The organism is Brevundimonas sp. C43 (assembly GCF_030732185.1).
Taxonomy (GTDB): domain Bacteria; phylum Pseudomonadota; class Alphaproteobacteria; order Caulobacterales; family Caulobacteraceae; genus Brevundimonas; species Brevundimonas diminuta_C.
Genome location: NZ_CP132231.1, coordinates 2,707,898 through 2,733,542, shown reverse-complemented (window position 1 = coordinate 2,733,542; position 25,645 = coordinate 2,707,898). Strand labels below are relative to the sequence as shown.

The following is a 25,645-nucleotide window of genomic DNA, read 5'->3' as shown; positions in this document are numbered from 1 at the left end:
CTATCGCCCGCGATGGCGGGCGGTGCAAGCTTGGCGCCGGCCCTTAATGCTGGCCTTGGGCCGAGACGTTGGCGGCGATCTGACGGCCGGCGTCGAAGGCGTCGCGGGCGCCTTTGTAGATGAAGCCGTAGGTCGGATAGACCGTCGTGCCTAGATCGTTGATCGGGTTGTACCAAACCTTGACCTGCGACCAGTCGTTGGAGGGCGAGACGTCGACGACGGTGACGTTCTCTTCAACCTTGCCGCGGCTGCCGCCCCAGTTGGCGTGGGTCACGCGAACCACCCGGTCGGTCAGGATGTCGGAGACGACGGCGACGTGGCCCCGGCTCATGCGGCCCTCGGGGCGGAAGACCAGAACCGAGCCGGTTTCCGGGGCCTTGCCGGTGCGGAAGTTGGCGGCGGCTTGGCGCCACCAGGTCCAGGCGTCGCCGAAGATGTTGATGCCGGAGAACATGCGCGCGAAGGTCACGCACTGCCAGTAAGGCTCATCAGCCTTTGCGGTGGAGGGAACGGCGCCCAGCGCAAAAAAACCGAGGGTCGCCGCAACCGCGGCGGCTTTGAGCCGTTTCAGCATGCTTGGGGTATCCCGACCCGCCTTTGGAGGTGCCCTTTAGGCCACGGGATCACGCCCTGTCGCAAGTTGTTTCGGCATATCGCCGTGCTTCATATGTCCTTCCAAAACCTTTTCGTGACGCTTGGCGCGCTTGTCGGCCATGTCCCTCAGAGCCTTACGCGCCGGGCGTTCGACCAGATGATAGGAGACGGCGGCGACAATCGGCAGAAGGGCCAGGATCGCCAACCACACGAAAATTTGAAGCTGCTTGTCCGGCGCGTCGAACAGTTTGGCGGCCAGACCGACCGCCAGAAGCTTCCACGGCACGCAGACCATATAGACCGAATAGCTGATTTCGCCGAGGTAGACGGCCGGCTTGGAGGCCAGCCATCCGGCGCGTTCGTTCGGCAGCGAGGCCAGCGATAGGATCAGGACGCCGGCCAGCAGAACCGTGACGCCGTCCCATAGGCCGAGCGCGGCGCTGAGCACCATCAGGCCGAACGAAACGGCGGCGCACAGCCACGGCGCCTTCAACGGCGCACGTCGATAAACGAGATAGAGGGCGCAGCCCAGGGCGAAGCACGGCACGATCCTGAGCGCGCCCCAACGGATCGTCGCCTCGGTCAAGGCGAAGCCGGCCAGTTGCTCGAACGCGAAATACAGGATGACGAGGAAGGCCGCCGCGCCGACCACCGCCGCGATCGGCCGATGACGCAGGCGCCAGAAGACGAAGGCGAACAGCGGGAAGCACAGATAGGCGAACCACTCCGCAGAGATGGACCAGGACGGATGGTTCCAGCCCGCGACCGGCGCCAGCCCCCAGGCGTGAACCATGAAGAGATTGGCGGGCAGCGAGGCCCAACTCAGCACATTGGCGTCCACGCTCATGCCGGCGAACAGGGCGGCGGCCGCCAGCAGCCCCACGCCGATCAGGGTGGCGATATGCAGCGGATAGACGCGCGCAATCCGCGCCCACAGGAAGCCGCGATACGAGAACCGCTTCTCGCCCGCCGCCGCCAGATAGACGTGGCTGAGGATGAAGCCGGACAGGACGAAGAACAGCTCAACCCCCAGGTAGCCCTTGGCGACGAGGCCCGACTGACCAGCGCCCGCCAGGTTTTCCCAGAAGCTGTAGACGGCGACCCACATGGCCGCGCCGAAGCGCAGGGCGGTGATGGGGCGAAGATCGGCGGGCGTCTGGACGGGGGTCATGGTCTCACCTTGGCACGTCAGCCTTTTCGAACCGTGAAGGCCCGCAAGGGTTGTGCCCGGGGCGGCCCTACCCTGCCCACGCGCCGTGGAAGCCGGCCGGCAGGGCCACGTCCGCCTGCCAGGTCGCAACCGGGCCGTCCTCGATCCGCGCCACGTCGAAGACGTGCAGTTCGGTGCGCCCGTCCTTCAGATTGACCGACGGTCCGACCAGCCAGGCGTCCCGCTCCGCCGTCGCGCCGGGCTTGGGCACGAAGACCGCTTCCTCGACCACCTGATGTACGCCGAACTCAAAGGCGTGCTTGCGACCGCTGTCCCAATCGTGGACCGCCAATCCCGTCGGCAACGGACGGCCGCGAGTCTCGCCCGATGTATGGGCGGTCAAGCTGCGCTTCAGCCCGGCACGGCGCGGGTCGGCTTTCGGAAACTCGCCCACCACATCGCTGTAGGTCATGTCGGCCCGACCGTCTGGCCGCAGGGTGATCAGAGCCAGCTTCGCCGGATCGCCCGGAACGACCCCATGCCCGTCCACCAAAACCCTCGCGCCATCGATCGCGAAGCGCGGATCGCCGCTGGCGGCGACATCGAAACGGATCGTGTCGTAGCGCTCGGCCCAGGCGTCGCCGAGATGGAAGTGGAAGAAGCCCGGCAATTCATAGAGGCGGCGCTTGGACAGGTCGTCCTTGTCCAGCACCAAAACCTGGGTCCCCATCTCCGGTCGCCAGGCCAGTCCTGCAGTCACCGGCATGGCGTGGGTCTCAAACACCCAGGGCTGGAGCACCAGGATCACGTGCCGGTCGGTGGCGGTGAAGTCGTGCATATAGCTGGCGCGCGGCAGGGGCACGACCTGGGCGTCGCTCAGGCTGCGATCCGGGCGCAGATGCCAGATGACGGCCTGACCGCCCGCCGACCCCACGTTCCAGATCGAGCCGTCGGGGGCGTAGCGTGGGTGGGCCTGGAACGGCATGCCTTTCAGGTCATCGCGCAGGGTGACGAAGTTGCGCGTCGACAGGTCCGACGCCGACAGGGCCAAGGGTGATCCCGCCTCCCACAGCGCCCAGATCTGATCGCCGGCGACCATGACGGCGGTGTTGGCGGCGTTAGCGTCGTCGTTCGAGCCGATGCGAGCCCGCCCGTCGCCCTTGGTGCCGAAGCCCGGCGTAACCACGGCCCCCAACTCCGTCTCCGTGCGGCGCTTGGGCGTATCGGCGAACCGCGCTTCCAGCGTCGCCTGTCCGTCCTGGATGCGGAAGGCGCGCATCATGCCGTCGCCGTCGAACCAGTGGGTCGCCGACCCGCCCGGCCGCCGGAACTTGGCCGGTCCGTTGCGATAGAGCGCGCCCTGCAGCCCTGTCGGCGCCCGGCCGTGGACCAGGCGCATCGTCCGGCGCGCGATGTCGCCTTCGACGTCCTGGGTCGCCAGCGCCCAGTCGGCCTTCGTCGCGGCGACGGCGTCCAGGGCGGCGGCGGCGCGGACCATTTCAGGCGTGGCCACGGCGGCCGAGAGGGCGGCGGCGCCCATCAGGAAGGAACGGCGTGAAGGGATCATGATCGAACTCCGGCTTTCGTCGCTTACTTCAGGTCGATCGACTGGGTCGTCGCGCCGGCGGCGGCGAACTTGGCGCGCTCCCAAGACGCCGGACCCATGTTGCCGACAGCGTTGTTGGAGAAGGCGAACGGCTCGACCGGCATGCCGAAGGGATTGGTGTTCATCTTGCCGTCGCCGTTCAGGTCGTGGAAGGCGCGCACCGCATAGTCGCCGTCGGGCAGGCCGTCGAAGGTGATGCTGGTCTGGCCGGCGGAGACATCCAGCATGGCGACCTGGGCCGGCTGACCCTCGCCGCCATAGTTGGCCTCGCTGTTGAAGACGGCGACCATGATCTGGCCTTGGGGCGCGGCGCTCGGGAAGGCGACGGTCAGGTCGGCGGCGAAGGCGGGCGCGGCCGGCGCCGCAACGGTGAGGGCGGCGGCGAGAGCGAGAATGGGAGCGATGGCGGCGACGGTCTTCATGACGGCGTGTCCTGTCAGGGAGAGGACCGAACGACCGGCCCTCGATGACCAGACCGTGCCGGCCTCCCCTGCCCTCCGCCACCGCGCTTGCGGCGATGCACGGTCGCTGTTCGCGAATGAACAGGCATGGGCGTTGGCGAAGCGCGAACGCACACCGCCCGCCGCGTCGTGTCCGGGCTGCAAAAGAAAAGGCCCGGAACCTGAGTTCCGGGCCTTGGTCTCTTCGTGCTCGCGACAGGAACTAGTCCAGCGTGCGCTTGATCTCTTCGACCGTGAAGCACTCGATGTAGTCGCCTTCCTTGATGTCTTGGAAGCCCTGGAACTGCATGCCGCACTCCTGGCCCGAAGGCACCTCGTTGACCTCGTCCTTGAAGCGCTTGAGCGTGTTGAGCACGCCCAGTTCCAGCACCACCACGTCGTCGCGGATGATGCGGACGCGCGCGCCCTTGCGCACGACCCCTTCGGTGACGCGGCAGCCCGCGATCTTGCCGATCTTGGAGATGTCGAAGACCTGAAGCACCTGGGCGTTGCCCAGGAAGGTTTCGCGTTGCAGCGGAGCCAGCATGCCCGAAAGCACGCCCTTCATGTCGTCCAGCAGGTCGTAGATGATCGAGTAGTAGCGGATCTCGACCCCTTCACGCTCGGCCAGATCGCGCGCCTGTTTCGAGGCGCGGACGTTGAAGCCGAGGATCGGCGCGCCGGCCGACTTGGCCAGGTTGACGTCGCTCTCGGTGATGCCGCCGGCGCCGGAATAGACGATCCGGGCGCGGACCTCGTCGTTGCCCATCTTCTCCAGCGAGGCGGAGATGGCTTCGCCCGAGCCCTGCACGTCGGCCTTGATGACCACCGGCAGTTCGCTGATCTTCTTGGAGCCGAGCTTGGCCATCATATCGACCAGCGACACCGAGCCGCCCGAGACCTGGGCCTTCTCGCGCTTCACCCGCTGACGGTATTCGGTCAGCTCGCGGGCGCGGGCCTCGGAATCCACCACGGCGAAGACATCACCGGGAGACGGCGCCTCGTCCAGACCCAGGATTTCGACCGGAACCGACGGACCGGCTTCGGTCAGCTGCTCGTTGCGCTCGTTCAGCAGGGCGCGAACCTTGCCCCACGATCCGCCGGCGACGACGATATCGCCGCGCTTCAGCGTGCCGCGCTTGACCAGCACGGTGCCGACCGGACCGCGTCCCTTGTCCAGCTTGGCCTCGATGACCACACCCTCGGCCGAACGATCGGCGTTGGCGCGCAGGTCCATGACCTCGGCCTGGATTAGAATGGCTTCCAGCAGGCCGTCGAGGTTCATCCGCTCCTTGGCCGAAACCTCGATGATCTGGGTGTCGCCGCCCAGGCTTTCGGCGATGACTTCGTACTGCAGCAGCTCGTTGACGACCTTCTGCGACGTGGCGCCGGGCTTATCCATCTTGTTGACCGCCACGATCAGGGGCGCGTTGGCCGCCTTGGCGTGTTGGATGGCTTCGATGGTCTGCGGCATGACGCCGTCATCGGCGGCGACGACCAGGACCACGATGTCGGTCACATTGGCGCCGCGCGCCCGCATGGCCGAGAAGGCGGCGTGGCCCGGAGTGTCCAGGAAGGTGACCTTCTGGTCGTCCGGCAGGCGAACCTGATAGGCGCCGATGTGCTGGGTGATGCCGCCGGCTTCGCCGCCGGCGACGTCGGTCGTGCGCAGGGCGTCGAGCAGCGAGGTCTTGCCGTGGTCGACGTGGCCCATGATGGCCACGACCGGCGCACGGGTGTCGGAGGCGTCCGCATCGTCGGCCTCGCCCAGGAAGCCGGTTTCGATGTCGGATTCCGAGACGCGCTTGACGGCCATGCCGAACTCTTCGGCCACCAGTTCGGCGGTGTCGGAATCGATCACGTCGTTGATCTTCATCATCAGGCCCTGCTTCATCAGGAACTTGATGATGTCGACGCCGCGCACGGCCATCCGGTTGGACAGCTCCTGCACGGTGATGACGTCGGGAATGACGACTTCACGCGGACGGTTGGGCGCATCGGTCGAGCCGCCCTTGCGCTTTTCCTTCTCACGTTCGCGAGCACGGCGGACCGAGGCCAGCGAGCGCATCCGCTCGGCGGCGTCGCCGTCGCCGACCACGGACTGGATGGTCATGCGGCCTTCACGGCGCTTGGGCTCGCCGCGCGTGCGGCTGACCGCCTTGCCGGCGTCGGAGAAACGCTTCTCGCGATCGTCGTCACGACCGGCCGGACGACCGAAGCCGGCGCCGGGCGCACGGGCCGGACGCAGAACATTGGCCTCGGCCGGCGGAGCGTTCGGGGCGGCGCGACCGCCGGGGCCGGTGCGAGGACCACCGGGCCGCGCGGCGCCGGGCGCCGGACGCGGGTTCAGAGCCGAATAGCGGACGGGCTCGGCGGGCTTGGCGCCTTGCGGACGCTGGCCGCCAGGGCCCGAACGGGCGCCCTGCGGACGGTCGCCTTGCGGGCGATCGCTCTGCGGACGGTCCGAATAGGCGCGATCGCCGCCGCCCATCGCCTGCTCGCGGGCCGAACGGCCGCCGAAGGCCGGACGCTCGGGCGCAGCGCGCTGGGGGTTGCCGGGCTTGGGCACGCGCTGGCCGAAGTTGACCACCGGGCGAGCCGGAGCGGCCGGACGAGCGGGAGCGGGTGTCGGAGCCGGCGCGGCGGGCGCGGGGGTCGGCGCGGCAGCGACCGGCGCGGCCGGCTTGGGCGCGGGCTTGGCCGGCGCGGCGGGCGCAGCGGCCGTCAGCTTGGCGGCTTCGGCGCGGGCGGCTTCTGCGGCGGCCTTGGCGGCGGCGGCCTCGTCACGGGCGGCCTGGGCGGCGCGCTCGGTGGCGGCGGCCTGCTCGCGGGCGGCGGCGTCTGCAGCGGCCTTGGCGGCGGCTTCGGCTGCGGCCTTGGCGGCGTTCGCCTGGGTGGCCAGGGCGATGGCGCGGCGGCGCGCTTCCTGCTCCTCGGCCGACAGGGCGCCGCCGGCGGGTTGCGACGGACGCGGACCTTGCGGACGCGGCGCCTGAGCGGCCTGTTGAGGGCGTGCGACATCGAAGCCCTGCGGGCGTTGCGGCCCGCCGGCGCCGGCGCGGCGCTTGGTCTCGACCACCACCGTCTTGGATCGGCCATGGCTGAAGCTCTGCTTCACGGTGCCGGTCGGCACCGATCCCACAACGCGCGGCTTCAGGCTCAGCGGAGCGCGCGGCCCCGTCTGGGACGGCGTGCCGCCCGTGTTGCCCTGGCCTTGGTTGGTCTTGTCGTTTTCGTCGCTCATCCGGTCGCTTTACTCGGGGCGGAAAGGCCCGCCGTCCTCATCTAATACCCATGAACGACCGTGAGCCCGTCTCCGCCCTTGGAGACAGGCCCTCGGCCGCTAAAATCCTCAGCTCGCCCCTGTAGGGGGTGCTCCCGCCGATCCGTCCTCGACACTGGAAACATCCCAGTGAGGGGGGCGAAGCGGCCGAAATCCAGCCAGTCGTTCGACCTCGATGGTCCACCGATCGGCGCGTCCGCCCGCAAGCAGGACGGCGTGTATCGCATTTTCCAGCCCAAGGGCCAAACTCAAATCGTCCGCCGTGAACGCGCCGCAGATCTTGGCGGTCTGATGACGGGCCAGGGCGAGGATCTTTCCGCGCCCGTCGGCCGAGCCGTCGGCGGCTTCCAGCACCCAGGCCGCCTTGCCCGCACGCAGGCTCGCCGCGGTTTTCTCGAAGCCGGATATAAGAACGCCTTCGCGCCGGGCAAGACCCAGCTGGTCGAGACAGCGCCTTGCCAGCAGCCGTTCGACGACATCGGCCAGGTCGGCCGGGGCGGTCAATTTGGTCTTGGCCGCGCGGGTGAAGCCGTTCTTCTTGACCGCCGCCTCGACCGAGGCCCGGCTGGCTTCGACCCACAGGCCGCGTCCGGGCAGTTTCCTGCCCAGGTCGGGAACCACCTGGCCATCGGGCCCGGCGACGAAACGGATCAGGCGAGATTCGTCCATGACCTCGTGAGAGACGAGGTCCCGGCGTTCCCTATCGATCGTTGCGTCGCGCAAGCTCATATGTGGCCAGGTCTCCCATCACGCGTTCGACGGTTCGGCGTCGGACTCTTCGCCCTCGACCGTGTCGTCTTCGGCAGGCGCGTCGCCGAACACCTGATCCGGATCGTATTCGCCCTCGGCGTAATCGCCCTCGTCTTCGTACTCTTCCGGCTCGGGCTGCGGCAGTTCCGAAGTGTCGATCCAGCCGGCGGCGACGCGGGCCTGCAGGATCAGCAACTCGGCGTCTTCCTGCGCCAGGTTGAAGCTTTCCAGAACGCCGGGGACCTTCACCCGCTCGCCGTTCTTGACCTCATAGCCGCCGCGGATTTCGTCGGTGGCCAGGTCAGCCAGATCCTCGACCGTCTTCACACCGCCTTCGCCCAGGGCGACGGCCATGGGCAGGGTCACGCCCGGCACCTGAAGCACGCCGTCCTCGACACCCAGTTCGACGCGCTTGGCGTCCAGTTCGGCGGCCTTCTTGTCCAGATATTCGCGGGCGCGGGCCTGAAGCTCTTCAGCGGTCTCTTCGTCGAAGCCTTCGATCTCGGAGACTTCGTACGGATCGACATAGGCCAGGTCCTCGACCGTGGCGAAGCCTTCGGTGACCAGCAGCTGGGCGATGACTTCGTCGACGTCCAAGGCTTCCTGGAACAGGCCGGTGCGCTCGGCGAACTCGCGCTGACGACGCTCGGAGTCCTGAGCTTCGGTGATGATGTCGATCTGCCAGCCGGTCAGTTGGCTGGCCAGACGCACGTTCTGGCCGCGACGACCGATGGCCAGCGACAGCTGCTCGTCCGGCACGACCACTTCGACGCGGCCGGCTTCTTCGTCCAGCACGACCTTGGAGACTTCAGCAGGAGCCAACGCGTTGACGATGAAGGTCGGCTCGTCCGGATTCCACTGGATGATGTCGATCTTCTCGCCCTGCAGTTCGGCGACGACTGCCTGAACGCGCGAGCCGCGCATGCCGACGCAGGCGCCGACGGGGTCGATGGAGCTGTCGTTCGACAGGACGGCCATCTTGGCGCGCGAGCCCGAGTCACGGGCGGCGGCGCGGATCTCGATCACGCCGTCATAGACTTCAGGCACTTCCTGGGCGAACAGCTTGGCCATGAAGCCGGGGTGGGCGCGCGACAGCATGACCTGCGGGCCCTTGGCCTCGGGGCGGACGTCGTAGATGTAGGTGCGGATGCGGTCGCCGATGTTGAACACTTCGCGCGGGATGGACTGGTCGCGGCGCATGACGCCTTCGCCCCGGCCCAGGTCGACGATGGTGTTGCCGTATTCGACGCGCTTGACCGTGCCGTTGACGATCTCGCCGACGCGATCCTTGAACTCTTCGTACTGATTGGCGCGCTCGGCCTCGCGGACCTTTCCGGTCACGACCTGGCGGGCCATCTGGGTCTGCACGCGGCCGAACTCGAACGGCGGCAGGTTCTCGACGTATTCCTTGCCGACCACGGCTTCCGGATCGCGCTTGGAGGCGTCCTTCAGGCGCACCATGGCGCTGTCGTTGAACTCTTCCAGTTCGTCTTCCGGCATCCAGTCGTCCTCGACGATGGTGACGTGACGGGTCAGCGACAGTTCGCCGGTCTTGTGGTCGATCTTGGCGCGGATGTCGTGGTGCGCGCCGTAGCGCGACTTGGCGCCCTTCTGGATCGCTTCTTCGATCGCTTCGATAACGATCTCGCGCTCGATGTTCTTCTCGCGAGCGACGGCGTCGGCGATCTGCAGCAGTTCGAGGCGGTTGGCGGAAATACCGGTGACGGCCATCAGGCGTTGTCCTCAGAAGGGGTCGTGGTGTCGGTTGTCAGGTCGGACGCTTCCCCTTCGGGAAGGCCGTCGTCTTCGGGTTCGCCGCGTGCGGCGCGAATGGCGGCGCCCCGTTTCATCAGGGCGTCGGTCAGGACCAGCTTGGCGTCGCTAAGCCAGTCGAAGGGGATCAGGGCGGTGTCGTCCTCGCCGTCCAGGTCGATCAGGACGTTGCCGTCTTCATAGCCGGCCAGCACGCCCTTGAACCGCTTGCGGCCCTCAATCATCCGGTCGGTTTCCAGACGCGCCTCCTCGCCCTCGAACAGGTCGAAGTCGATGGGACGGGTCAGGGGGCGGTCGATGCCGGGCGACGACACCTCCAGCATATATTCGCCGGGGATGGGGTCGGCGGCGTCGAACACTTCCGACACCGCACGGCTCAGCTTGGCGCATTGTTCGACCGAGATGTCGTGGTCGGACGGCCGCTCAGCCATGATCTGAAGGCGCTGGCGCTTGGAGCCCGTCATCAGGCGCACGCGCACGACATCCAGACCCAACGACTCCGCGATGGGGTCAATCAGATCCAGCAGCTGGCGATCCGGGGCGGTTCTTGCGCGCAAGCGACGAGTATCCAAAACAAAAGCGGCGGTCCGTCCGGGCCGCCGCTTGGAACGACGCCGTTGGACGCCGGTCTAACGATGTGAGCGCCATATAGGCGCTTCACATGCACTTGTCAGCCTTTTTCGGTCCACGCCGCGCATGCCGCCTCACGCAAGGCGGCGGAACTCCAGAAACACGGGCGTCGTGTCGCCCAGCTTCTTTTCTTCGTAGCGGGTGACGACGTGGTCGGCGGGCGGGACGAACCAATCCTGATCCGCAGCGCCGATCCGCTCCAGGCCCGGCGTGCGGTTCAGCCGCTCCAGCGCCCATTCGGCGTAGTCCAGCCAGTCGGTGACGAAGCGCAGAGTCCCGCCGGGCTTCAGGATGCGGGCGAAGGCTTGGGCCGTCTCGTCCTGCAGCAGGCGGCGCTTGTTGTGGCGCGCCTTGTGCCAGGGGTCAGGAAACAGGATCAGCACCCGGTCGACCGAAGCGTCCGGCAGGGCGTCGACCAGGTCGCGCGCGTCGTCGGCATGGATGCGAACGTTCTTCAGCCCGCCCTCTTCTACATGGCGCAGGGCCGAGGCGACGCCGTTCAGGAAGGGCTCGCAGCCGATCACCAGGGCGTCGGGCCGCGTCGCCGCCTGGGCCGCCATATGCTCGCCGCCGCCGAAGCCGATCTCCAGCCAGACCTCGGTCGCCTCGGGCATCATCGTCCTAGGGTCCAGCGGCCCGGCCTTGGGATCGGGCACGGCGATCGCGGGCAGCAGTGTCTCCATCAGCGCCGCCTGGCGGGGCTTGATGGGGCGGGCCTTAATGCGGCCGAACGATCGCAGCGGGCGGTCGAGATGCGGGTTTTCGTCCTCGGGACGGTCATCGGCGTTCATGCGCCTGCCGTTAGCCGTCGCGGGCCAAGGCGTCCAGAAGACGAACGCCGAAACCTTTTGACGGTCGCGGCCGAACGCCCTTCTATGCCCGTCACAAGCGGCGTCGGGGCTGACGCATCGCGGGAGAGGGATTTCGATGATCGGACATCATCTGCGGGGCGCCAGCCTCGCGGCCATTACATGCGCCGTGCTGGGCCTGTCGGCCTGCGCCACCACCGGCTCGACCCCTGACGATACGGCCGCGAAACCGTCGAGGGACCGGACCTTGGCCGCCGGCCTGGATCCCGCGAAGACGCTGGATCCCTATCCCTCCACCTATCAGCCCCTGCCGCGCGAGAACTTCGCCGTGGTCGGCGCCACCGTCCTGACCGGCACGGATCGCAAGATCGAAAACGGCGTGGTCGTGGTCACGGACGGCAAGATCGCCGCCGTCGGCGACGCCTCGACCCCCGTCCCTGCCGGCTATCGCGTCGTCGAGGCGCGCGGCCGCTATGTCACCCCCGGCGTCATCGACGTGCACAGCCACCTGGGCGTCTATCCGTCGCCCGGCGTCAGCGGCATGAGCGACGGCAACGAGGCGACCAGCCCGAACACCGCCCAGGTCTGGGCCGAACATTCGCTGTGGCCCCAGGACCCTGGTTTCAACACCGCCCGCGCTGGCGGCGTGACCACGCTTCACATCCTGCCCGGCTCGGCCAATCTGTTCGGCGGCAGGGGCGTGACCATCCGCAACGTGCCCTCGATCACCATGCAGGGGCTGAAGTTCCCGGCCGCCCCCTATACGGTCAAGATGGCCTGCGGCGAGAACCCGTCGCGCGTCTATGGCGGGCGCAACCAGAGCCCGGCGACGGGCATGGGTAATATGGCCGGCTATCGCGCCGCCTTCATCGCCGCGCGCGACTACAAGGCCAAATGGGACAAGTGGCGCGAGGACGGCGAAGGCGCCGCCCCGACCCGCAACCTGCAGAACGAGACCCTGATGGGCGTTCTGGACGGATCGATCCTGATCCAGAACCACTGCTACCGCGCCGACGAGATGGCGCTGATGATGGATATGGCCAAGGAATTCGGCTACCGCATCACGACCTTCCACCACGCGACCGAGGCCTACAAACTGGCGCCGCAACTGGCCGCCAACGGCATCTGCGCGGCCATGTGGACCGGCTGGTGGGGCTTCAAAATGGAGGCCCTGGACGCCATCGAGGAGAACGCCGCCTTGGTGGACGCTCAACAGGGATCGTGCGCCGTCATCCATTCCGACGACGCCGAACTGACCCAGCGGTTGAACCAGGAAGCCGCCGCCGCCCTGTCGGCCGGTCGCCGCGCCGGGCTGAACATTTCCGAAGAACACGCCATCGGCTGGATCACCTCCAACGCCGCCAAGGCCATCGGCATCGCCGATCAGACCGGGTCGCTGGAGCCCGGCAAACGCGCCGACGTGGTGATCTGGAGCGCCGATCCCTTCTCAATCTACGCCCGCGCCGATCAGGTCTTCATCGACGGCGCCCTGACCTTTGATCGCAGCAACCCCGCCTATCAACCGACCAGCGACTTCGAACTGGGTCAGCCGGGCTATGGCCTGACCGCCGCCAACGTCACGGAAGGAGCCCGCTGATGCGCCTGTCTCACATCCTCGCGGGCGCCGTCGCGGCTTTGTCTCTCGCGGCTCCTGCCGTTGCACAGGACACCGTGGCCATCGTCGGCGGCCGCATCCTGACCGGCGACTCCGTCATCGAGAACGGCACGGTCGTTATCCGCGACGGCAAGATCGTCTCGGTGGGCTCCGGCGGCGCACCGTCCGGCGCCCGCGTCATCGACGCGGCGGGCAAGACGGTCGCCCCTGGTTTCGTCGCCGTGGACTCCGGCCTGGCCGGGACCGAGGTCAGTTCGGTCAGCGGCACCAACGAACTGCGCAACAGCGCCAATACGCTCAGCGCCGCCTTCGACATCTCGTACGGCCTGGACCCCTGGTCCTTCACCCTGCCGGTCGCGCGGTTGGGCGGCATCACCCGCGCCATCGTCGTGCCCCAGCATCCCGGCTCGTCCGGCGGCCACGTCCATGAGGACGAGACGGCCGGCGCCGGCGACGGCGGCTATCAGACGCCGGGCCTGTTCGCGGGTCAGGCGGCGATCATCAACCTGGGTCAGGGCTCGAACATCCTGGTCAAGCCGCGCGTGGCCATGGTCGCCCCCTTCGGCGAGGCCGGCGCCGACATCGCCGGCGGCGCGCGTGGTGCCCAGTTCGTCCTGTTCAAGGAAACCCTGGCCGAGGTCCGCCTCTATGCCCGCAACAAGTCGGCCTATGAACGGGCGGGCCTGCGCGACCTCAGCCTGTCGCGCGCCGATCTTGAAGCCTTGATCCCCGTCGCCAACGGGACAATGCCGCTGATCGTCACCGTCCACCGCGCCTCGGACATCCAGCAGGTGCTGCGCCTGGCGCGCGAGGAAGGGATCAAGCTGATCCTGGATGGCGCCGAGGAGGGCTGGCTGGTCGCCGGCGACATCGCCGCCGCCGGCGTGCCGGCGCTGCTGAATCCCATCTCCAACCTGCCCAGCGATTTCGAGATGCGGGCGGCGCGGGCGGAGAATGCGGCGGCCCTGAATGCGGCGGGTGTCTTGATCGCCATCAAGGGCAACGAAGGCTCGACCCACCGCGCCCGCGAGGCCCGCTACAATGCCGGCAACGCTGTCTCGCACGGCCTGCCCTACGGCGCCGCCATCGCCGCCCTGACGGTCAATCCGGCCAGGATCTTCGGCATGGCCGGTCAGTTCGGCCAGATCGCACCGGGTGCAGCGGGTGACGTGGTGGTCTGGTCCGGCGATCCGCTGGAGCCGCTGAGCCAGCCGTCGGCCGTCTTCGTCAATGGCGTCGAACAGCCCCTGACCAGCCGCCCGCTGATGTTGCGCGACCGCTATCGCCAGCAGACGCCGATGCCGCCGGCGTATCGCAACTGAGGACCGCTTTGGTCTGAACGGAAAGGGCGGGGCCGCACGGTCCCGCCCTTTTTGGTTGGGGCGCTGTGCGAACTCACTATGCTGGGCCTCAAGTAGCGCGAAGCGCGATAGGCCCAACCAAGTATGCCCACCGTGCTCTACATCGACGCCGACGCCTGCCCTGTGAAGGAAGAGGTATATCGCGTCGCGCGTCGCTATGGGCTGAAGACCTACGTCGTCTCCAACAACTGGATGCAGGTTCCGCGCGAGGCGCTGATCGAACAGGTGGTGGTGGACGCCGGCCCCGACATCGCCGACGACTGGATCGCTGAGCGGGCGGGCGTGGGCGATGTGGTCATCACCGCCGATATTCCCTTGGCCGACCGCTGCCTGAAGTCGGGCGCCCAGGCGCTGAAGTCGAACGGCCAGCCCTTCACCCCGGACTCCATCGGCTCGGCCCTGGCGGGACGGATGGTGGGCGAGCATCTGCGGTCGATGGGCGTGGCGACCTCCGGCCCGCCGCCGTTTTCGGCCGCCGATCGTTCGCGTTTCTTGCAGGCGCTGGACCAGGCCGTGGTCAAGGCGCGCAAGGCGGCGACATGACCACCGTCATCCCCGAGGACGAGCTGGAGTTTCACTTCTACCGCGCGGGCGGTCCGGGCGGGCAGAACGTCAACAAGGTCTCGACCGCCGTCCAGATGCGGTTCGATGTGAAAAACTCGCCTTCGCTGACCGATCCGGTCAAGGCGCGGCTGATGAAGCTGGCCGGCAGCCGGCTGACGCTGGAAGGGGTGATCCTGATCACCGCCGTGCGTCATCGCACCCAGGAGCGCAATCGCGCCGACGCCATCGAACGGCTTCAGGCCATGGTGGACGAGGCCTCGATCCGCCCCGTCTATCGCGTGCCGACCCGGCCGACCAAGGCGTCGAAGGAACGCCGCCTCAAGGCCAAGACGACGCGCGCCTCGATCAAGTCCGGGCGCGGCAAGCCTTCGCTGGACTGACGATCAGCTCTGGGCCGGGCGGAACAGCAGGGCGGCGATCTTGTCCTCGGCGTCGAAGCCGATCAGCCATTCGGTGACCTGATTGTCGAAGGTGACCTTGAACATCTGAGCCTCGCCTTCCTGCTTGACGTACTCGACCGTCTTGACAGCGCCGAAGCCCTTGATCAGCGGGACCACTTGGGCCTCCTGCTGACGGATCTGGGTTCCGAGACCCGTCGTGAAATCCGAATAGTCGAAGCCGGTCCCCTGGGCGCCGGCGATCACGGCGCGCAAGGCCTCTTCCGAACGGGCGATATCGGGAGCCTGGGCGGCGGACGCCGTTGCCGGCGCAGCAACAGGGCGGGCTTGAGCCGCTGCGGTTTGAGCCGGGCGGTCGAAGGCGTTCGGCACGGCGCCGGCGGCGGCCTGAGCCAGGGCGGGCACGGGCGCCAGCAGCACGGCTGCTGCGATAGCGGTATTCATCAGGGTCGGCTTCATAGCGAAAGCTCCGGTCAGGTCAGATAGGGCCAGAGCGAAAGGCCCAGGGCCGCCAGGGCCGCGATGACCGCGACCGTGACTGAAGCCGCCACCCAAGCCGGAGTTCCCGACTTTTCGATGACCACAGCCGCCGGGCGCGGAGACTCCTGAACCAGGCGCGAGATGGCGCGGGCGGCGGCGATCATTTCGTTGATCGCATCACGCGCCTGGGCCTGCGGTCCCAGTTCGCGGCGGATCCAGCGTTCGACCACCGGCTGGGCGGCCTTCCACAGATCGTGATCGGGTTGCAGCCGGCGCGCCACGCCCTCGACCGAGACCATGGTCTTTTGCAGCAGGATCAGTTCGGGCCGCAGCCGCATGTCGAACAGGGCGGTGATCTCGAACAACTGGCCCAAGAGCCGGCCCATCGACACCTGGCTGGCGGCGCGGCCGATCACCGGCTCGCCGACCGCGCGCAGGGCCTGCGCGAAGGTCTCCACCGAATGGTGCGGCGGAACGTAGCCGGCCTCGAAATGCACGCGCGAAATCCGGTCGTAGTCGCGGCTGATGAAGCCCCACAGGATTTCGGCCAGATAGCGCCGCTCCGCCGGTCCCAGCCGCCCGACGATGCCGAAGTCGATGGCGGTCAGATGCGCCGGCGCGCTGGCGAACAGATTGCCCTCGTGCAGGTCGGCGTGGAACACCCCGTGGTCCAACGCCTGGACCAGGAAGGCGCGCACCACATTGTCGGCCAGCTGATCGGTGTCGATGCCCGGCAGCTCCGTAAGCGCCGGATCGGTCATGGGCACGCCCTGGGCCCACTCCAGCGTCAGCACGCGCTTGCCCACCCCGTCCCAGATCACCGCCGGTGCGGACATATATCCGTCCTTGGCCAGCACCTCGGCCATCTCGCTGGCGGCGGCGGCCTCCAGCCGCATGTCCAACTCCAGGTCCAGCGAGTTGGCGATGGTCTCGACGAAGGCGGACGGCTCCAGCCGCCGCGCCATCGGCACGAGCCGCCAGACCAGGCGTGCGGCCAGCCGCATCGAATCCAGGCCATTGGCGACACGGCGCTCGACCCCCGGCCGCAGCACCTTGACCGCGACGGCCCGCCCATCGGCCAGGGTCGCGCGGTGCGCCTGGGCCAGGGAGGCGGCGGCGACCGGCGGGCTGAGGTCGACGAACAGACTTTCGGCCGGACGACCCAGCGACTTCTCGATTTCTCGACGCGCCTCTTCCAGCGAGAAGGGAGGCAGGGCGTCCTTCAACCGGCCAAGGTCGCGCGCGAACTCCAGCCCGAAGATGTCGGCGCGCGTGGCCAGAACCTGGCCCAGTTTGATCGCCACAGGACCCAGATGCTCGAACGCCTTGCCCAGCCTCTGGCCCGGCCGCCCCTGACGCCCGGCGCGGCCGGAGAACAGTTGCACGAACCGGGCGAATGGGCGCGTCCAGACGGGCAGCAGATGGGTCACCTCGCGCGGAATCAGGGCGTCATGACGCGCCAGGACCCACAGCCAGCCCAGCAGGCGCAGGAAGGACGCAACCGGGTTCTGGACCGCGACCGTCGCGGGCGGCGGCGGGGCCGTGCGATAGATCCGACTGGTCAGATCGCCCACCCGTGATGGATGGCGGCGATCCCGCCCGACAGGTTGGTCACGGACACGCGGCGGAAGCCGGCGTCCTCGATCATGCCCTTGAACGTATTCTGATCGGGGAAGCGACGGATGCTCTCGACCAGATACTGATAGCTGTCGCGATCCTTGGCGACCCAGCCGCCGATGCGCGGAATGGCGTGGAAGGACCAGGCGTCATAGACCTTCCGGATCGACGTGGTCGTGGGGCGCGAAAACTCCAGGCACAGGAACCGGCCGCCCGGCTTCAGCACCCGGCGCGCCTCGGCCAGAGCCTTGTCGATATGCGCCACGTTGCGAATGCCGAAACTGATCGAATAGGCGTCGACCGAGGCGTCAGGCAGCGGCAGGTTCATGGCGTCGCCGACGCTCCACTGCATCTCCGGCTCGCCGCCCTTTTGGACGCCCGCCAGGATCATCTCGGCGTTGTAGTCCAGCACGATGACATTGGCGTCCTCGCCGCCGCGCCGCTCCTGGGCTGCGCGCGCCATCTTGGAATAGCGCCGCGCCATGTCGCCGGTGCCGCCCGCGACGTCCAGAATGGTCTCGCCCGGACGCGGGTTCAGCTTGGCGGCGGCGATGTCCTTCCAGATGCGGTGGACGCCGACGCTCATCAGGTCGTTCATCACATCGTAGTTGGAGGCGACGGAATCGAAGACTCCGCGCACCATCTTCACCTTCTCGCGCGCATCCACGTCGCGAAAGCCGAAGGAGGATCGATCGCCCGACGAATGCGGGCCGTGGGAGGAGGCGTCGGTCATAGTCGTCGTCTAGCGCGTCGCAGCGCCCCCGTCATCCGATGAGACACCCGATCAGGCCGCTTCGGGCTGCGGCAGTTTCAAATCCTTCATCACGTCGCGCATCAGGCCGTAACAGCCGCACGACGCCGCCTCCAGGCCGTCGCGATCCAGCACCTTGACCCAACCTCGACCCCGCTGGATCAGCGACTTGCGCTCCAGCACGGTGCCGACCTCCGACACCGTGGCGCGACGCACGCCCAGCATGCCGGCGATATCGGCCTGGGTCAGGTCGATGCGGTCGTCCTCCGCCCGATCGTGAAGCATCAACAGCCAACGGGCCAACCGTTCGTCCAGCCGATGCTGGGCGTTGCAGGCGGCCGCTTGCTGCACCTGCGCCATCAAGCCTTCGGTGAAGCGCGACAGGGCCGTGCGCAGCGTCTCGCTGTCTTCCAGCGCCTCGCCGAACACCTCGGCCGAGCAATAGGCTGCGATCCCGTCGCGTTGGGAAATGGCGCGGCTGGCCGCGCGCGCGTTGAAGGGTCCGCAGGTGACGCCGATCAGGCCTTCGCGCCCGATGGCGGCGGTCTCCACCATCTTGTCATCCGGCAGGATGGTCATCAGCGACACCACGCCCTTGATCGGAAACCAGACCTGATCAACCGCCTCGCCGGCGTCATAGAGCATCTGGCCGCGTGTGATCTCGCACTCTTTCAAATGCGGTTCGATCCGCTTGCGGTCGGCCGCATCCAGAGCGGCGATCCAGAGATTTTCCATCCTAACCCCGCTGGCGACCGATGACGCCGAAGAGCGACGATCATTGCTCGATCAATGCACAAGCTTGACCATGGGTTCCCTGAACGGGGATCCGCGCGGCTTCGCCGCTTGCCGCGACCCATCCGGCGCCCTACGCCAAAGAAAAAGAGGAAACGCGATGACCGACACACGGCTTGACGTAGCGGAAACGCTGAAGAATTTGCCCGCCTGGCGCGCGCATGACGGCGATCGCCCGGCCATCACGCGGACGCTCAAGTTCGCGGATTTCAACGCCGCCTTCGGCTTCATGACCCGCGTCGCCCTGATGGCCGACAAGATGGACCACCATCCCGAATGGTCGAATGTCTACGACCGCGTCGAGATCCTGCTCACCACCCACGACGCCGACGGCGTGACGGACAAGGACGTGACCCTGGCTCGCTTCATTGACGCCGCCGCCGTCGGCATGGGGGTGAAGTCGTGAGCGGCGCCGCGCGTCCCGGCCGCGTCGCCGGCAAGACGGCCCTGATCACCGGCGCGGCCGGCGGCCTGGGCGAGGCCATGGCCTTCATGCTGGCCCGCGAAGGCGCCCGCGTCGCCGTCACCGACATCGACGCCGCACGCGCTCAGGCCTTGGCGACCCGGATCAATGCGGAAATCCCGGACGCCGCCTTCGCCTATGCCCACGACGTGGCGAGCGAGGCCGAATGGGAAGGCGTGATCGCCGCCGCCGTGGCCGATCTCGGCGGTCTGTCGGTGCTGGTCAACAACGCCGGCGTCGGTGGCCCACTGGCCTTCGTCGAACAGGACACGATCGAGAACTGGCAGCGTCAGTATGAGATCAACCTGCGCTCCATCATGCTGGGCGCCAAACACGCCATGCCGCATCTGCGCGCCTCGGCTCCGGCCTCGATCATCAACATTTCCTCGATCGCAGGGCTCGCGGCGGCCCCCGGCATGGGCGCCTACAACGCCACCAAGGCGGCGGTCTGGATGTACACCAAGACCCTGGCGCTCGAGGCCGCCAAGGCCGAGTGGAACGTGCGCTGCAACTCGGTCCATCCTGTCTTCATCAAGACGCCGATCCTGGATCCCTTCATCGCCATGGCCGGCGGGGACGAGGACAAGGCGCACGAACGCCTCGCGCGGGGCATTCCGTTGAAGCGGATCGGCGAACCCGACGACGTCGCCTACTGCGTCCTTTATCTGGCGTCCGACGAATCCAAGTTCGTCACGGGATCCGAGTTCAAGATCGACGGCGGCATGACGGCGCAATAGGGCGCGAGCGCCCTACTGCTTTGCCTTCGGGGCCTATCGCGCTTCGCGCTGCTTGAAGCCGTTGTACGCAGTGGTCGGCGCCGTCATCATGCGTGCGTCGCGCATTCGGGATTGAGGCCGCTTGCGCCATGCTGTAAGCGGCCTGTTCCGGCGTCGCGCCGGTCGACGCACCCGTAGCTCAGCTGGATAGAGTGCTGCCCTCCGAAGGCAGAGGTCACAGGTTCGAATCCTGTCGGGTGCGCCATTCTCCTCCAAAATATTCCATGACGTCGTCTCCGGCGCGCGATGCTCGCGAAGACACGTCCGACACAAATTCGTCGTCGGGTTCTTGATTGCGCAAAGTCTATGTGACGTTATCTCGTAACAAGTTACCTCCTCCCCAGGCTGAGAGTTTTTCCATGCGTCCCTCAAACGTCTCGCGATCCCTGCTCATGGCGGCCGCAGGCTCCACGATTCTGGCCGGCGCCGCCGCCGCGCAGTCGGCTCCGCAAGCCCCGGCGGAGTTGGGCGATATCATCGTCACAGGCGCGCCCTATGGCATCAGCCAGCGGGCTTCGGTGATCGCGACGGACGTGGTGGACGAACAGACCCTGGCCACGGCGCCGGCGGCCTCGCTCGGCGATATGCTGAGCGGGCGTCCGGGCATCCGTTCGACCGACTTCGCGCCCGGCGCCAGCCGACCCGTCATTCGCGGCCTCAGCGGCCCGCGCGTCCAGGTGCTGACCAACGGCATCGGCCTGATCGACGCAAGCTCTGTCTCGCCCGACCACGCCGTGGCCACCGATCCGGCCGAGGCCAATCGTATCGAGATCATTCGCGGGCCCGCGACACTGGTCTATGGCGGCTCGGCCATCGGCGGTGTCGTCAATGTTCTGGACGACCGCATCCCCACCGAAATCCCCGAGGGTGGCGTGTCCGGCGTGGTCTCCACCCAGGCTTCCAACGTCGATGACGGCCGCAGCGCCTTCGGTCGCGTGACCGTCGGCAGTGGAAACTTCGCCTTCAACGTCGATGGGGTGAAGCGCAAGACCGACGACTACGACATCCCGGCCCCGGCCATTTCCGCCAGGCGCGCCGCCGCCGAAGGCATCACTCGCGAGGACACCGGAACCCAGCCCAACAGCTATACCGATCTGGAAGCCTGGGGCGTCGGCGGTTCCTACATCGGCGACAAGGGCTTCGCCGGCGTCTCCTACAAGAACACCGACAGTGAATACGGCACGGTCGCCGAGGAATCGGTCTTCATCAAGCTGAACCAGAAGCGGTGGGACGCGCGTGGCGAGTACCGTTTCGACAGCGGCCCCTTCTCGGCTCTGCGCGGCTCCTACGGCCATGCCGACTACACCCACACCGAGTTCGAGGCCGTGGGCGAGCCGGGCACCATCTTCAACTCCGACGGCTGGGAAGGCCGTGCGGACCTGGTTCAGCGCGAACGCAACGGCTGGAACGGCGCCGTCGGCGTTCAGGCCCTGTCGCGCAACTTCGAGGCCATCGGCGAGGAGGCCTTTGTGCCCAGCGTCAAGATCGACGAACTGGGCCTCTATACGGTGCAGCGTCTGGATCTCGGCAACCATGGCTTCGAGGGCGGTCTGCGCTATGACCGGCGCGAACTCAGCGGTACGCCCATCGGGGACGCGAGCGAAGTCACGCGCGAATTCGACAATTGGTCGGCGTCCGCCGCCGCCTTCATCCGCCCGACCGCAGGCCTTTTCCTGGGCCTAAGCCTGGCCCACAACGAGCGCGCGCCCAGCGAGGTCGAGCTGTTCGCCGATGGCGTTCACATCGCCACCGCCGCCTACGAGACCGGCGACCTGACGCTGAACTCCGAGAAGGTGACGACGCTGGAAGGCACCGCCCACTATGATCGCGGCCGTTTCACCGGCGATCTGCACGTCTATCACTCCTGGTACAACGGCTTCATCGACGAACGGCCGACGGGCGATCAGTTCTATTTCGAGGAAGAGGACGAGTTCTTCCCCATCTATCGGTTCGTCCAGACTGACGCCAAATTCTATGGCTTCGAGCTGGAAGGCGCCTATGCGCTTTGGCAGGACGGCGATCGCAAACTGTCGCTGGAAGGCGCGGCCGACTATGTCCACGCCCAGACAGACTTCGGCCCTGCCGCGCGGATCCCGCCCTACTCCGTCACCGGACGCCTGGCCTGGACATCGACCAGGTTCGACGCCAGCGCGGAGGTTCGCCACGTCGGCGAACAGGACCGGGTCGCCAACGAATTCGAACTGCCGACCGACGACTACACCCTGGTCAACGCCTCGGTCGCCGTCCGCCCCTTCGCCCAGCAGAACGTCACCCTCTTCGCGGAGGCGCGTAACCTGACGGACGAGGAGGCCCGCGAACACGTGTCCTTCCTCAAGGACATCGCCCCCCTGCCCGGCCGCAATCTTCGGGTCGGCGTCGCCTACCGCTTCTGACGAGACTTAAGAGCCTTCGGCGCAGCCTCGGTTGCGCCGAAGGCTGACACGCGTCGGCGAACGCGAACCGCCTCTGTGCGTTGATCGCCCATGACCGAAAAAGAACCCCGCAAAGTCCCGATCGGCTACGAAGACCGGCCCGACAAGCCGACACGCGGCGCCTTTCGCATTACAGCCCTCGCCATAGCCGCCGCAGCCGTCGTCTTCCTGACACTGATCGCGGTCGTCGTCATCCGAAGCGGCGGGATTTAGCCACGTTCCCGCAGCGGGCCGGGCTCTGTTAAACCTGTCTGCTCATCGTCCCTCTGAAGTAGTCGAGCTTTTCGCCAACGAGCTGGTCGCCGACCTACGTATCACATGGCCCAATGCGGTTTTCTGTCGTGATACGGATTTAGCCCGGCGTGTCGTGGGCTTCGGCGACTGTGTGCTTAAGCTGGCGTAGCCCGCTGGGCTAAGCATCTGAAGCTGCTGGGCGACATCGGCCTGTCCAATCTCGGCGCGTCGCGCCTGTCGTTCACGGACGTCAGTAATATCGAATGGGCGACTACGCCACAGGAAGACTGGTATTTGGCGTCGAAGCGTCGGCTTGGACCGCGACCGTCTTCGTGGACAATCTGTTCGACACGGACCCCAACACCTTCGCCTACAGAGACCCTTTCCGCCTTTCCGACGCGCAGGCCGTAACGCCACTGCGACCTCGCACGATCGGCGTGACGGCGCGGAGGGAGCCGCAGTAGACCTTTGTTGGATCGCGGTGTCTGCGGTCCAGGGCGCGAAGTCTGCGACTCGGCGACTGTTCGCCAGACAGCTAAAAGACCCATGGCTTTGGCGGCGGGGCTCTTTGATGTTTTGGGTGCGGGACCACGCCCTTGCCGAAGCAGTATATTTGGCATTAAGGATGTCCCAGCCTGACCGCAAGCGCCACGCTCTGCCATTCCGCTTCGTTTCGAACGCGCCAACAGCGGGCATTGGGGCCGAGCCGCGAAGGCACCATTGCGCAGATGCCGAAGGTCCGCATTCGGACGCTGAGCCGAAGGCGCGAACTGACCCATTGCAGAAGTTCAGCAGCTAAGGACTAGGGCGGAGTGCGGCCGCGTAGCTTGTGCCGAGCAGGCTCAGTTGATGAATGAGCACGATTTTGTTCCCGATCTGACAACCATCGCTTGGCGGAACCCGAATATTAGCGACACCACCATCGAGATTGACGACCGCTACGCGATGGGAGCCGGTTTTCCCCTCCGATAGTCCAAACGATACGATCTGGCCGGTCGCGGGCCGGGTGGGGCCAAACGCCATAATCGTCATAATTACATCGGCAGCCATAAGGAGAGCGATTACTAGTCCTCCCAACATTGCTTTACGAGGCCCTCAGAAGAGCCGCGCCTGTTTCAACACGCCGATACCGCTTCGTGATCAGTCACTATGAGGAGGAGAAGTAGCCCCGCTTTCACCCCAAGCAGAATCTTGAACAGTCCGCTTTCCATAGGACTGCCCGAAAGCCGGCTCAGAAGTCGATCTGTTCCGATATCTCCAATGTGTCATCGACTTCGATGCCTAGGTATCTAACGGTGCTTTCCAGCTTCCTATGACCGAGCAGAAGCTGACAGGCGCGCAGGTTACCAGTGTTTTTGTTAATCAACTACCTTTGTCCCTCGAAGCCTGTGTGTGCCATACTCATTTCGGCTTAGATCGATCATTCTTAGCTAGGTATCGGCCAGCTGAGCATACTGGCGCGTGCCTGTGTGCGCGCTCTTTGCTACTGCTGGAAAACAGCCTGTCGTCGCGCCGGTGCCCACGGCGCCCAGCCAATGCGCTAGCGCCTCCCTCGCGGCCTCAATTATCTCGAACAGGACCGGGCAACCTGTCTTTTGCTAAATGATGGTCGATCGCTGGCGAATGGCTTCGACTTGAGCGATATCCGCCAGACGAAGCTTTATCGGGTCATAGCCTAGAGCTTGGCGTCCAGCGGGATGTTGAACATCGCGAGATCCCGGATTGATCCAAGCGACTTGAGATGCTGTCGGATCGCCAAGATGTGCTTAGGCTTGAGCGGACCCATGGCTCCAGTCATCCGACCGGCAGTCCAGAGCTTACGAGATAGACAAAATAGATCGGGCTGGCTCATGGCCACCTCTCACGATCAACGCACCGTCCTCACCATACGTTTCAGACAGCGCTGATGCGCCAGCAGCGGACATGTCGAACGCTGCCACAAGCCGACATTCCTTAAGTAAGTTTACAGACGGGTTGAGCGATGCGATCCCCTAAGCGCTAATCCACCTCGTCGCCGACAGGCTGGTGGGTGAAGCCCTTTGCCCCGCTCAAAGACTTGGCGTCGCGGCTGATTTCGACGTCGCTTTCGGCATAGGCGATCAGCAGGCGCGACAGGTCTTCCAGCGCGCTTTCGTGAATGCGTTCATAGCCGTGGCTGGCGTCGATGCCGAAGGTGACCAAGGCGGTCCGGATGTCGGCGCCGGCTTCCAGAGCCGAGGCCGAGTCCGAGCGATAGTATCGAAAGACGTCCTTCTGGTGCGGGATGTCGTGGTCGCGGGCCAGTTGAACCAGTTTGCGTGACAGGTGCCAGTCGAAGGGACCTGTCTGGTCCGCCATAGCGATGGTGACGCCGAACTCCGACGAGTTCTGGCCGGGCGCGGTCGTGCCGTTGTCGACCGTCACCATGGCGGCGACATCTGGGATCAGCACGGACGAGGCGCCCAACCCGACCTCCTCGGCGATCGTGAACAGCCACCAGGTATCGACCGTCGGCGTGCGATCTTCGCGGATCATGCATTCCAGCGCGGCCAAAAGGGTGGCGACGCCCGCCTTGTCGTCCAGATGGCGCGAGACGACGAAGCCCGTATCGATGAACTCGGGCTGCGGATCGATGGCGACGATGTCGCCTACATCCACGCCCAGGGCCAGGGTGTCTTCGCGGCCGTGGGTCACGGCGTCGATGCGCAGTTCGACCTGGGCCCAGTTCACCGGCTGGGTGTCGACCTCTTCGTTGAAAGTATGGCCCGACGCCTTCAACGGCAGGATGGTGCCGCGATAGGCGCCGCCCTCGGAGAAGATCGTCGCCCGCGCACCCTCGGCGAAACGCGACGACCAGTGACCGATCGCGACCAACTCCAGCCGGCCGTTCGCCTTCACCTGTTTGACCTGCGCGCCCAGGGTGTCGACGTGGGCGACGATGGCGCGCGCCGGTTTTGGTGTCCGGCCCGGCAAGCGTGCGCGAAGGGCGCCGCGGCGGGTCATCTCATAGTCGAGGCCCAGCCGCTCCAGTTCGCGGCACAAGAGCCAGACCGCCTCGTCCGTATAGCCGGTCGGGCTGGGCGTGTTCAGCAGGTCGGCCAAACGGGCCTTCAGGTAGTCGAGGTCTATCGCGGGGCGGGCCAAGGGG

24 protein-coding genes and 1 tRNA gene are annotated in these 25,645 nt (G+C 66.7%); 10 read left to right on the top strand and 15 right to left on the bottom strand.

What is annotated here, in order from left to right; all coding sequences use genetic code 11:
• Positions 1–43: 43 nt before the first annotated feature.
• From Q9R14_RS13725 to trmB, 9 genes are all read right to left on the bottom strand, one after another.
• Positions 44–574 (bottom strand): CHAP domain-containing protein, encoded by a 531-nt coding sequence (locus Q9R14_RS13725; protein ID WP_017505014.1) that lies wholly within the window; start codon positions 572–574, stop codon positions 44–46.
• A 36-nt stretch (positions 575–610) separates the two neighbouring features.
• Positions 611–1,765 (bottom strand): acyltransferase, encoded by a 1,155-nt coding sequence (locus Q9R14_RS13720; protein WP_306002763.1) that lies wholly within the window; start codon positions 1,763–1,765, stop codon positions 611–613.
• 67 nt (positions 1,766–1,832) lie between these two features.
• A complete protein-coding gene (locus Q9R14_RS13715; RefSeq protein ID WP_306002762.1) occupies positions 1,833–3,311 on the bottom strand; it encodes a carotenoid oxygenase family protein in 1,479 nt (492 codons plus the stop codon).
• A 23-nt stretch (positions 3,312–3,334) separates the two neighbouring features.
• Positions 3,335–3,772: a DUF2141 domain-containing protein gene (locus Q9R14_RS13710; protein WP_306002761.1), complete on the bottom strand. Its 438-nt coding sequence runs from the start codon at positions 3,770–3,772 to the stop codon at positions 3,335–3,337.
• A gap of 241 nt (positions 3,773–4,013) precedes the next feature.
• A complete protein-coding gene (infB, locus tag Q9R14_RS13705) occupies positions 4,014–7,034 on the bottom strand; it encodes a translation initiation factor IF-2 (RefSeq protein WP_295167142.1) in 3,021 nt (1,006 codons plus the stop codon).
• Between the two features lie 108 nt (positions 7,035–7,142).
• Positions 7,143–7,802 carry an RNA-binding protein gene (locus Q9R14_RS13700; RefSeq protein WP_039247141.1) on the bottom strand — a complete coding sequence of 220 codons (660 nt, stop codon included), beginning with the start codon at positions 7,800–7,802 and terminating at the stop codon, positions 7,143–7,145.
• An 18-nt stretch (positions 7,803–7,820) separates the two neighbouring features.
• A complete protein-coding gene (gene nusA / locus Q9R14_RS13695; RefSeq protein WP_306002760.1) occupies positions 7,821–9,554 on the bottom strand; it encodes a transcription termination factor NusA in 1,734 nt (577 codons plus the stop codon).
• Entirely contained in the window at positions 9,554–10,153 is a 600-nt protein-coding gene (gene rimP / locus Q9R14_RS13690) for a ribosome maturation factor RimP (RefSeq protein WP_306002759.1), read from the bottom strand. Before rimP ends, nusA begins: the two co-directional genes overlap by 1 nt.
• A 147-nt stretch (positions 10,154–10,300) precedes the next feature.
• The gene (gene trmB / locus Q9R14_RS13685; RefSeq protein ID WP_306002758.1) at positions 10,301–11,017 is read right to left on the bottom strand and encodes a tRNA (guanosine(46)-N7)-methyltransferase TrmB; all 717 of its coding nucleotides are present in this window, start codon (positions 11,015–11,017) and stop codon (positions 10,301–10,303) included.
• A 136-nt stretch (positions 11,018–11,153) separates the two neighbouring features.
• Between trmB and Q9R14_RS13680 the strand changes: the two genes are divergently transcribed.
• The 4 genes from Q9R14_RS13680 to arfB all read left to right on the top strand — a co-directional run bounded on the left by Q9R14_RS13680 (position 11,154) and on the right by arfB (position 14,955).
• Positions 11,154–12,632 (top strand): amidohydrolase, encoded by a 1,479-nt coding sequence (locus tag Q9R14_RS13680; RefSeq protein WP_045811815.1) that lies wholly within the window; start codon positions 11,154–11,156, stop codon positions 12,630–12,632.
• The gene (locus Q9R14_RS13675; protein ID WP_306002757.1) at positions 12,632–13,972 is read left to right on the top strand and encodes an amidohydrolase family protein; all 1,341 of its coding nucleotides are present in this window, start codon (positions 12,632–12,634) and stop codon (positions 13,970–13,972) included. Before Q9R14_RS13680 ends, Q9R14_RS13675 begins: the two co-directional genes overlap by 1 nt.
• Before the next feature lie 123 nt (positions 13,973–14,095).
• On the top strand, positions 14,096–14,554 hold the full coding sequence (locus Q9R14_RS13670; protein WP_306002756.1) for a YaiI/YqxD family protein: 459 nt from the start codon (positions 14,096–14,098) through the stop codon (positions 14,552–14,554).
• Entirely contained in the window at positions 14,551–14,955 is a 405-nt protein-coding gene (gene arfB, locus Q9R14_RS13665; protein WP_017505001.1) for an alternative ribosome rescue aminoacyl-tRNA hydrolase ArfB, read from the top strand. The genes Q9R14_RS13670 and arfB overlap by 4 nt, the downstream gene beginning before the upstream one ends.
• Positions 14,956–14,958: 3 nt before the next feature.
• Here the strand turns inward: arfB and Q9R14_RS13660 are convergent, their stop codons facing one another.
• From Q9R14_RS13660 to Q9R14_RS13645, 4 genes are read right to left on the bottom strand one after another with little or no spacing between them, the layout of a single operon-like run.
• Positions 14,959–15,432, bottom strand: coding sequence for a hypothetical protein (locus Q9R14_RS13660; RefSeq protein ID WP_306002755.1), 474 nt, complete (start codon positions 15,430–15,432; stop codon positions 14,959–14,961).
• Between the two features lie 14 nt (positions 15,433–15,446).
• Entirely contained in the window at positions 15,447–17,027 is a 1,581-nt protein-coding gene (ubiB, locus tag Q9R14_RS13655; protein WP_306002754.1) for a 2-polyprenylphenol 6-hydroxylase, read from the bottom strand.
• Positions 17,015–17,803, bottom strand: a complete 789-nt coding sequence (locus Q9R14_RS13650; protein ID WP_306002753.1) for a class I SAM-dependent methyltransferase — start codon at positions 17,801–17,803, stop codon at positions 17,015–17,017. The genes ubiB and Q9R14_RS13650 overlap by 13 nt, the downstream gene beginning before the upstream one ends.
• Positions 17,804–17,854: 51 nt before the next feature.
• The gene (locus tag Q9R14_RS13645) at positions 17,855–18,556 is read right to left on the bottom strand and encodes a Crp/Fnr family transcriptional regulator (protein ID WP_306002752.1); all 702 of its coding nucleotides are present in this window, start codon (positions 18,554–18,556) and stop codon (positions 17,855–17,857) included.
• A gap of 157 nt (positions 18,557–18,713) precedes the next feature.
• Between Q9R14_RS13645 and Q9R14_RS13640 the strand changes: the two genes are divergently transcribed.
• The 6 genes from Q9R14_RS13640 (at position 18,714) to Q9R14_RS13615 (ending at position 22,982) form a co-directional block, all read left to right on the top strand.
• On the top strand, positions 18,714–19,019 hold the full coding sequence (locus Q9R14_RS13640) for a 4a-hydroxytetrahydrobiopterin dehydratase (RefSeq protein WP_306002751.1): 306 nt from the start codon (positions 18,714–18,716) through the stop codon (positions 19,017–19,019).
• The gene (locus tag Q9R14_RS13635; protein ID WP_306002750.1) at positions 19,016–19,813 is read left to right on the top strand and encodes an SDR family oxidoreductase; all 798 of its coding nucleotides are present in this window, start codon (positions 19,016–19,018) and stop codon (positions 19,811–19,813) included. The genes Q9R14_RS13640 and Q9R14_RS13635 overlap by 4 nt, the downstream gene beginning before the upstream one ends.
• A 167-nt stretch (positions 19,814–19,980) precedes the next feature.
• Positions 19,981–20,057, top strand: a tRNA-Arg gene (locus Q9R14_RS13630).
• Positions 20,058–20,211: 154 nt separating this feature from the next.
• Positions 20,212–22,245 (top strand): TonB-dependent receptor, encoded by a 2,034-nt coding sequence (locus Q9R14_RS13625; RefSeq protein ID WP_306002749.1) that lies wholly within the window; start codon positions 20,212–20,214, stop codon positions 22,243–22,245.
• 90 nt (positions 22,246–22,335) lie between these two features.
• Positions 22,336–22,497: a hypothetical protein gene (locus Q9R14_RS13620; protein ID WP_306002748.1), complete on the top strand. Its 162-nt coding sequence runs from the start codon at positions 22,336–22,338 to the stop codon at positions 22,495–22,497.
• Between the two features lie 284 nt (positions 22,498–22,781).
• Positions 22,782–22,982, top strand: a complete 201-nt coding sequence (locus Q9R14_RS13615) for a hypothetical protein (protein WP_306002747.1) — start codon at positions 22,782–22,784, stop codon at positions 22,980–22,982.
• A 1,211-nt stretch (positions 22,983–24,193) separates the two neighbouring features.
• Here Q9R14_RS13615 and Q9R14_RS13610 read toward each other — a convergent pair.
• Both Q9R14_RS13610 and Q9R14_RS13605 read right to left on the bottom strand, forming a co-directional pair.
• Positions 24,194–24,370: a hypothetical protein gene (locus tag Q9R14_RS13610; protein WP_306002746.1), complete on the bottom strand. Its 177-nt coding sequence runs from the start codon at positions 24,368–24,370 to the stop codon at positions 24,194–24,196.
• Between the two features lie 146 nt (positions 24,371–24,516).
• The gene (locus Q9R14_RS13605) at positions 24,517–25,641 is read right to left on the bottom strand and encodes an osmoprotectant NAGGN system M42 family peptidase (protein WP_306002745.1); all 1,125 of its coding nucleotides are present in this window, start codon (positions 25,639–25,641) and stop codon (positions 24,517–24,519) included.
• Positions 25,642–25,645: the final 4 nt, after the last annotated feature.

Excerpts from the sequence above, each read along its gene's own strand:
- Q9R14_RS13640 (WP_306002751.1), top strand. The coding sequence starts at position 18,714 with ATGACCGACACACGGCTTGACGTAGCGGAAACGCTGAAGAATTTGCCC.
- Q9R14_RS13725 (WP_017505014.1), bottom strand. The coding sequence starts at position 574 with ATGCTGAAACGGCTCAAAGCCGCCGCGGTTGCGGCGACCCTCGGTTTT.
- Q9R14_RS13650 (WP_306002753.1), bottom strand. The coding sequence starts at position 17,803 with ATGACCGACGCCTCCTCCCACGGCCCGCATTCGTCGGGCGATCGATCC.
- Q9R14_RS13660 (WP_306002755.1), bottom strand. The coding sequence starts at position 15,432 with ATGAAGCCGACCCTGATGAATACCGCTATCGCAGCAGCCGTGCTGCTG.
- Q9R14_RS13700 (WP_039247141.1), bottom strand. The coding sequence starts at position 7,802 with ATGAGCTTGCGCGACGCAACGATCGATAGGGAACGCCGGGACCTCGTC.
- nusA (WP_306002760.1), bottom strand. The coding sequence starts at position 9,554 with ATGGCCGTCACCGGTATTTCCGCCAACCGCCTCGAACTGCTGCAGATC.
- Q9R14_RS13710 (WP_306002761.1), bottom strand. The coding sequence starts at position 3,772 with ATGAAGACCGTCGCCGCCATCGCTCCCATTCTCGCTCTCGCCGCCGCC.
- Q9R14_RS13615 (WP_306002747.1), top strand. The coding sequence starts at position 22,782 with ATGGGCGACTACGCCACAGGAAGACTGGTATTTGGCGTCGAAGCGTCG.
- Q9R14_RS13680 (WP_045811815.1), top strand. The coding sequence starts at position 11,154 with ATGATCGGACATCATCTGCGGGGCGCCAGCCTCGCGGCCATTACATGC.
- Q9R14_RS13715 (WP_306002762.1), bottom strand. The coding sequence starts at position 3,311 with ATGATCCCTTCACGCCGTTCCTTCCTGATGGGCGCCGCCGCCCTCTCG.
- infB (WP_295167142.1), bottom strand. The coding sequence starts at position 7,034 with ATGAGCGACGAAAACGACAAGACCAACCAAGGCCAGGGCAACACGGGC.
- arfB (WP_017505001.1), top strand. The coding sequence starts at position 14,551 with ATGACCACCGTCATCCCCGAGGACGAGCTGGAGTTTCACTTCTACCGC.
- Q9R14_RS13620 (WP_306002748.1), top strand. The coding sequence starts at position 22,336 with ATGACCGAAAAAGAACCCCGCAAAGTCCCGATCGGCTACGAAGACCGG.
- Q9R14_RS13670 (WP_306002756.1), top strand. The coding sequence starts at position 14,096 with ATGCCCACCGTGCTCTACATCGACGCCGACGCCTGCCCTGTGAAGGAA.
- Q9R14_RS13720 (WP_306002763.1), bottom strand. The coding sequence starts at position 1,765 with ATGACCCCCGTCCAGACGCCCGCCGATCTTCGCCCCATCACCGCCCTG.
- Q9R14_RS13645 (WP_306002752.1), bottom strand. The coding sequence starts at position 18,556 with ATGGAAAATCTCTGGATCGCCGCTCTGGATGCGGCCGACCGCAAGCGG.
- trmB (WP_306002758.1), bottom strand. The coding sequence starts at position 11,017 with ATGAACGCCGATGACCGTCCCGAGGACGAAAACCCGCATCTCGACCGC.
- Q9R14_RS13610 (WP_306002746.1), bottom strand. The coding sequence starts at position 24,370 with ATGAGCCAGCCCGATCTATTTTGTCTATCTCGTAAGCTCTGGACTGCC.
- Q9R14_RS13625 (WP_306002749.1), top strand. The coding sequence starts at position 20,212 with ATGCGTCCCTCAAACGTCTCGCGATCCCTGCTCATGGCGGCCGCAGGC.
- Q9R14_RS13675 (WP_306002757.1), top strand. The coding sequence starts at position 12,632 with ATGCGCCTGTCTCACATCCTCGCGGGCGCCGTCGCGGCTTTGTCTCTC.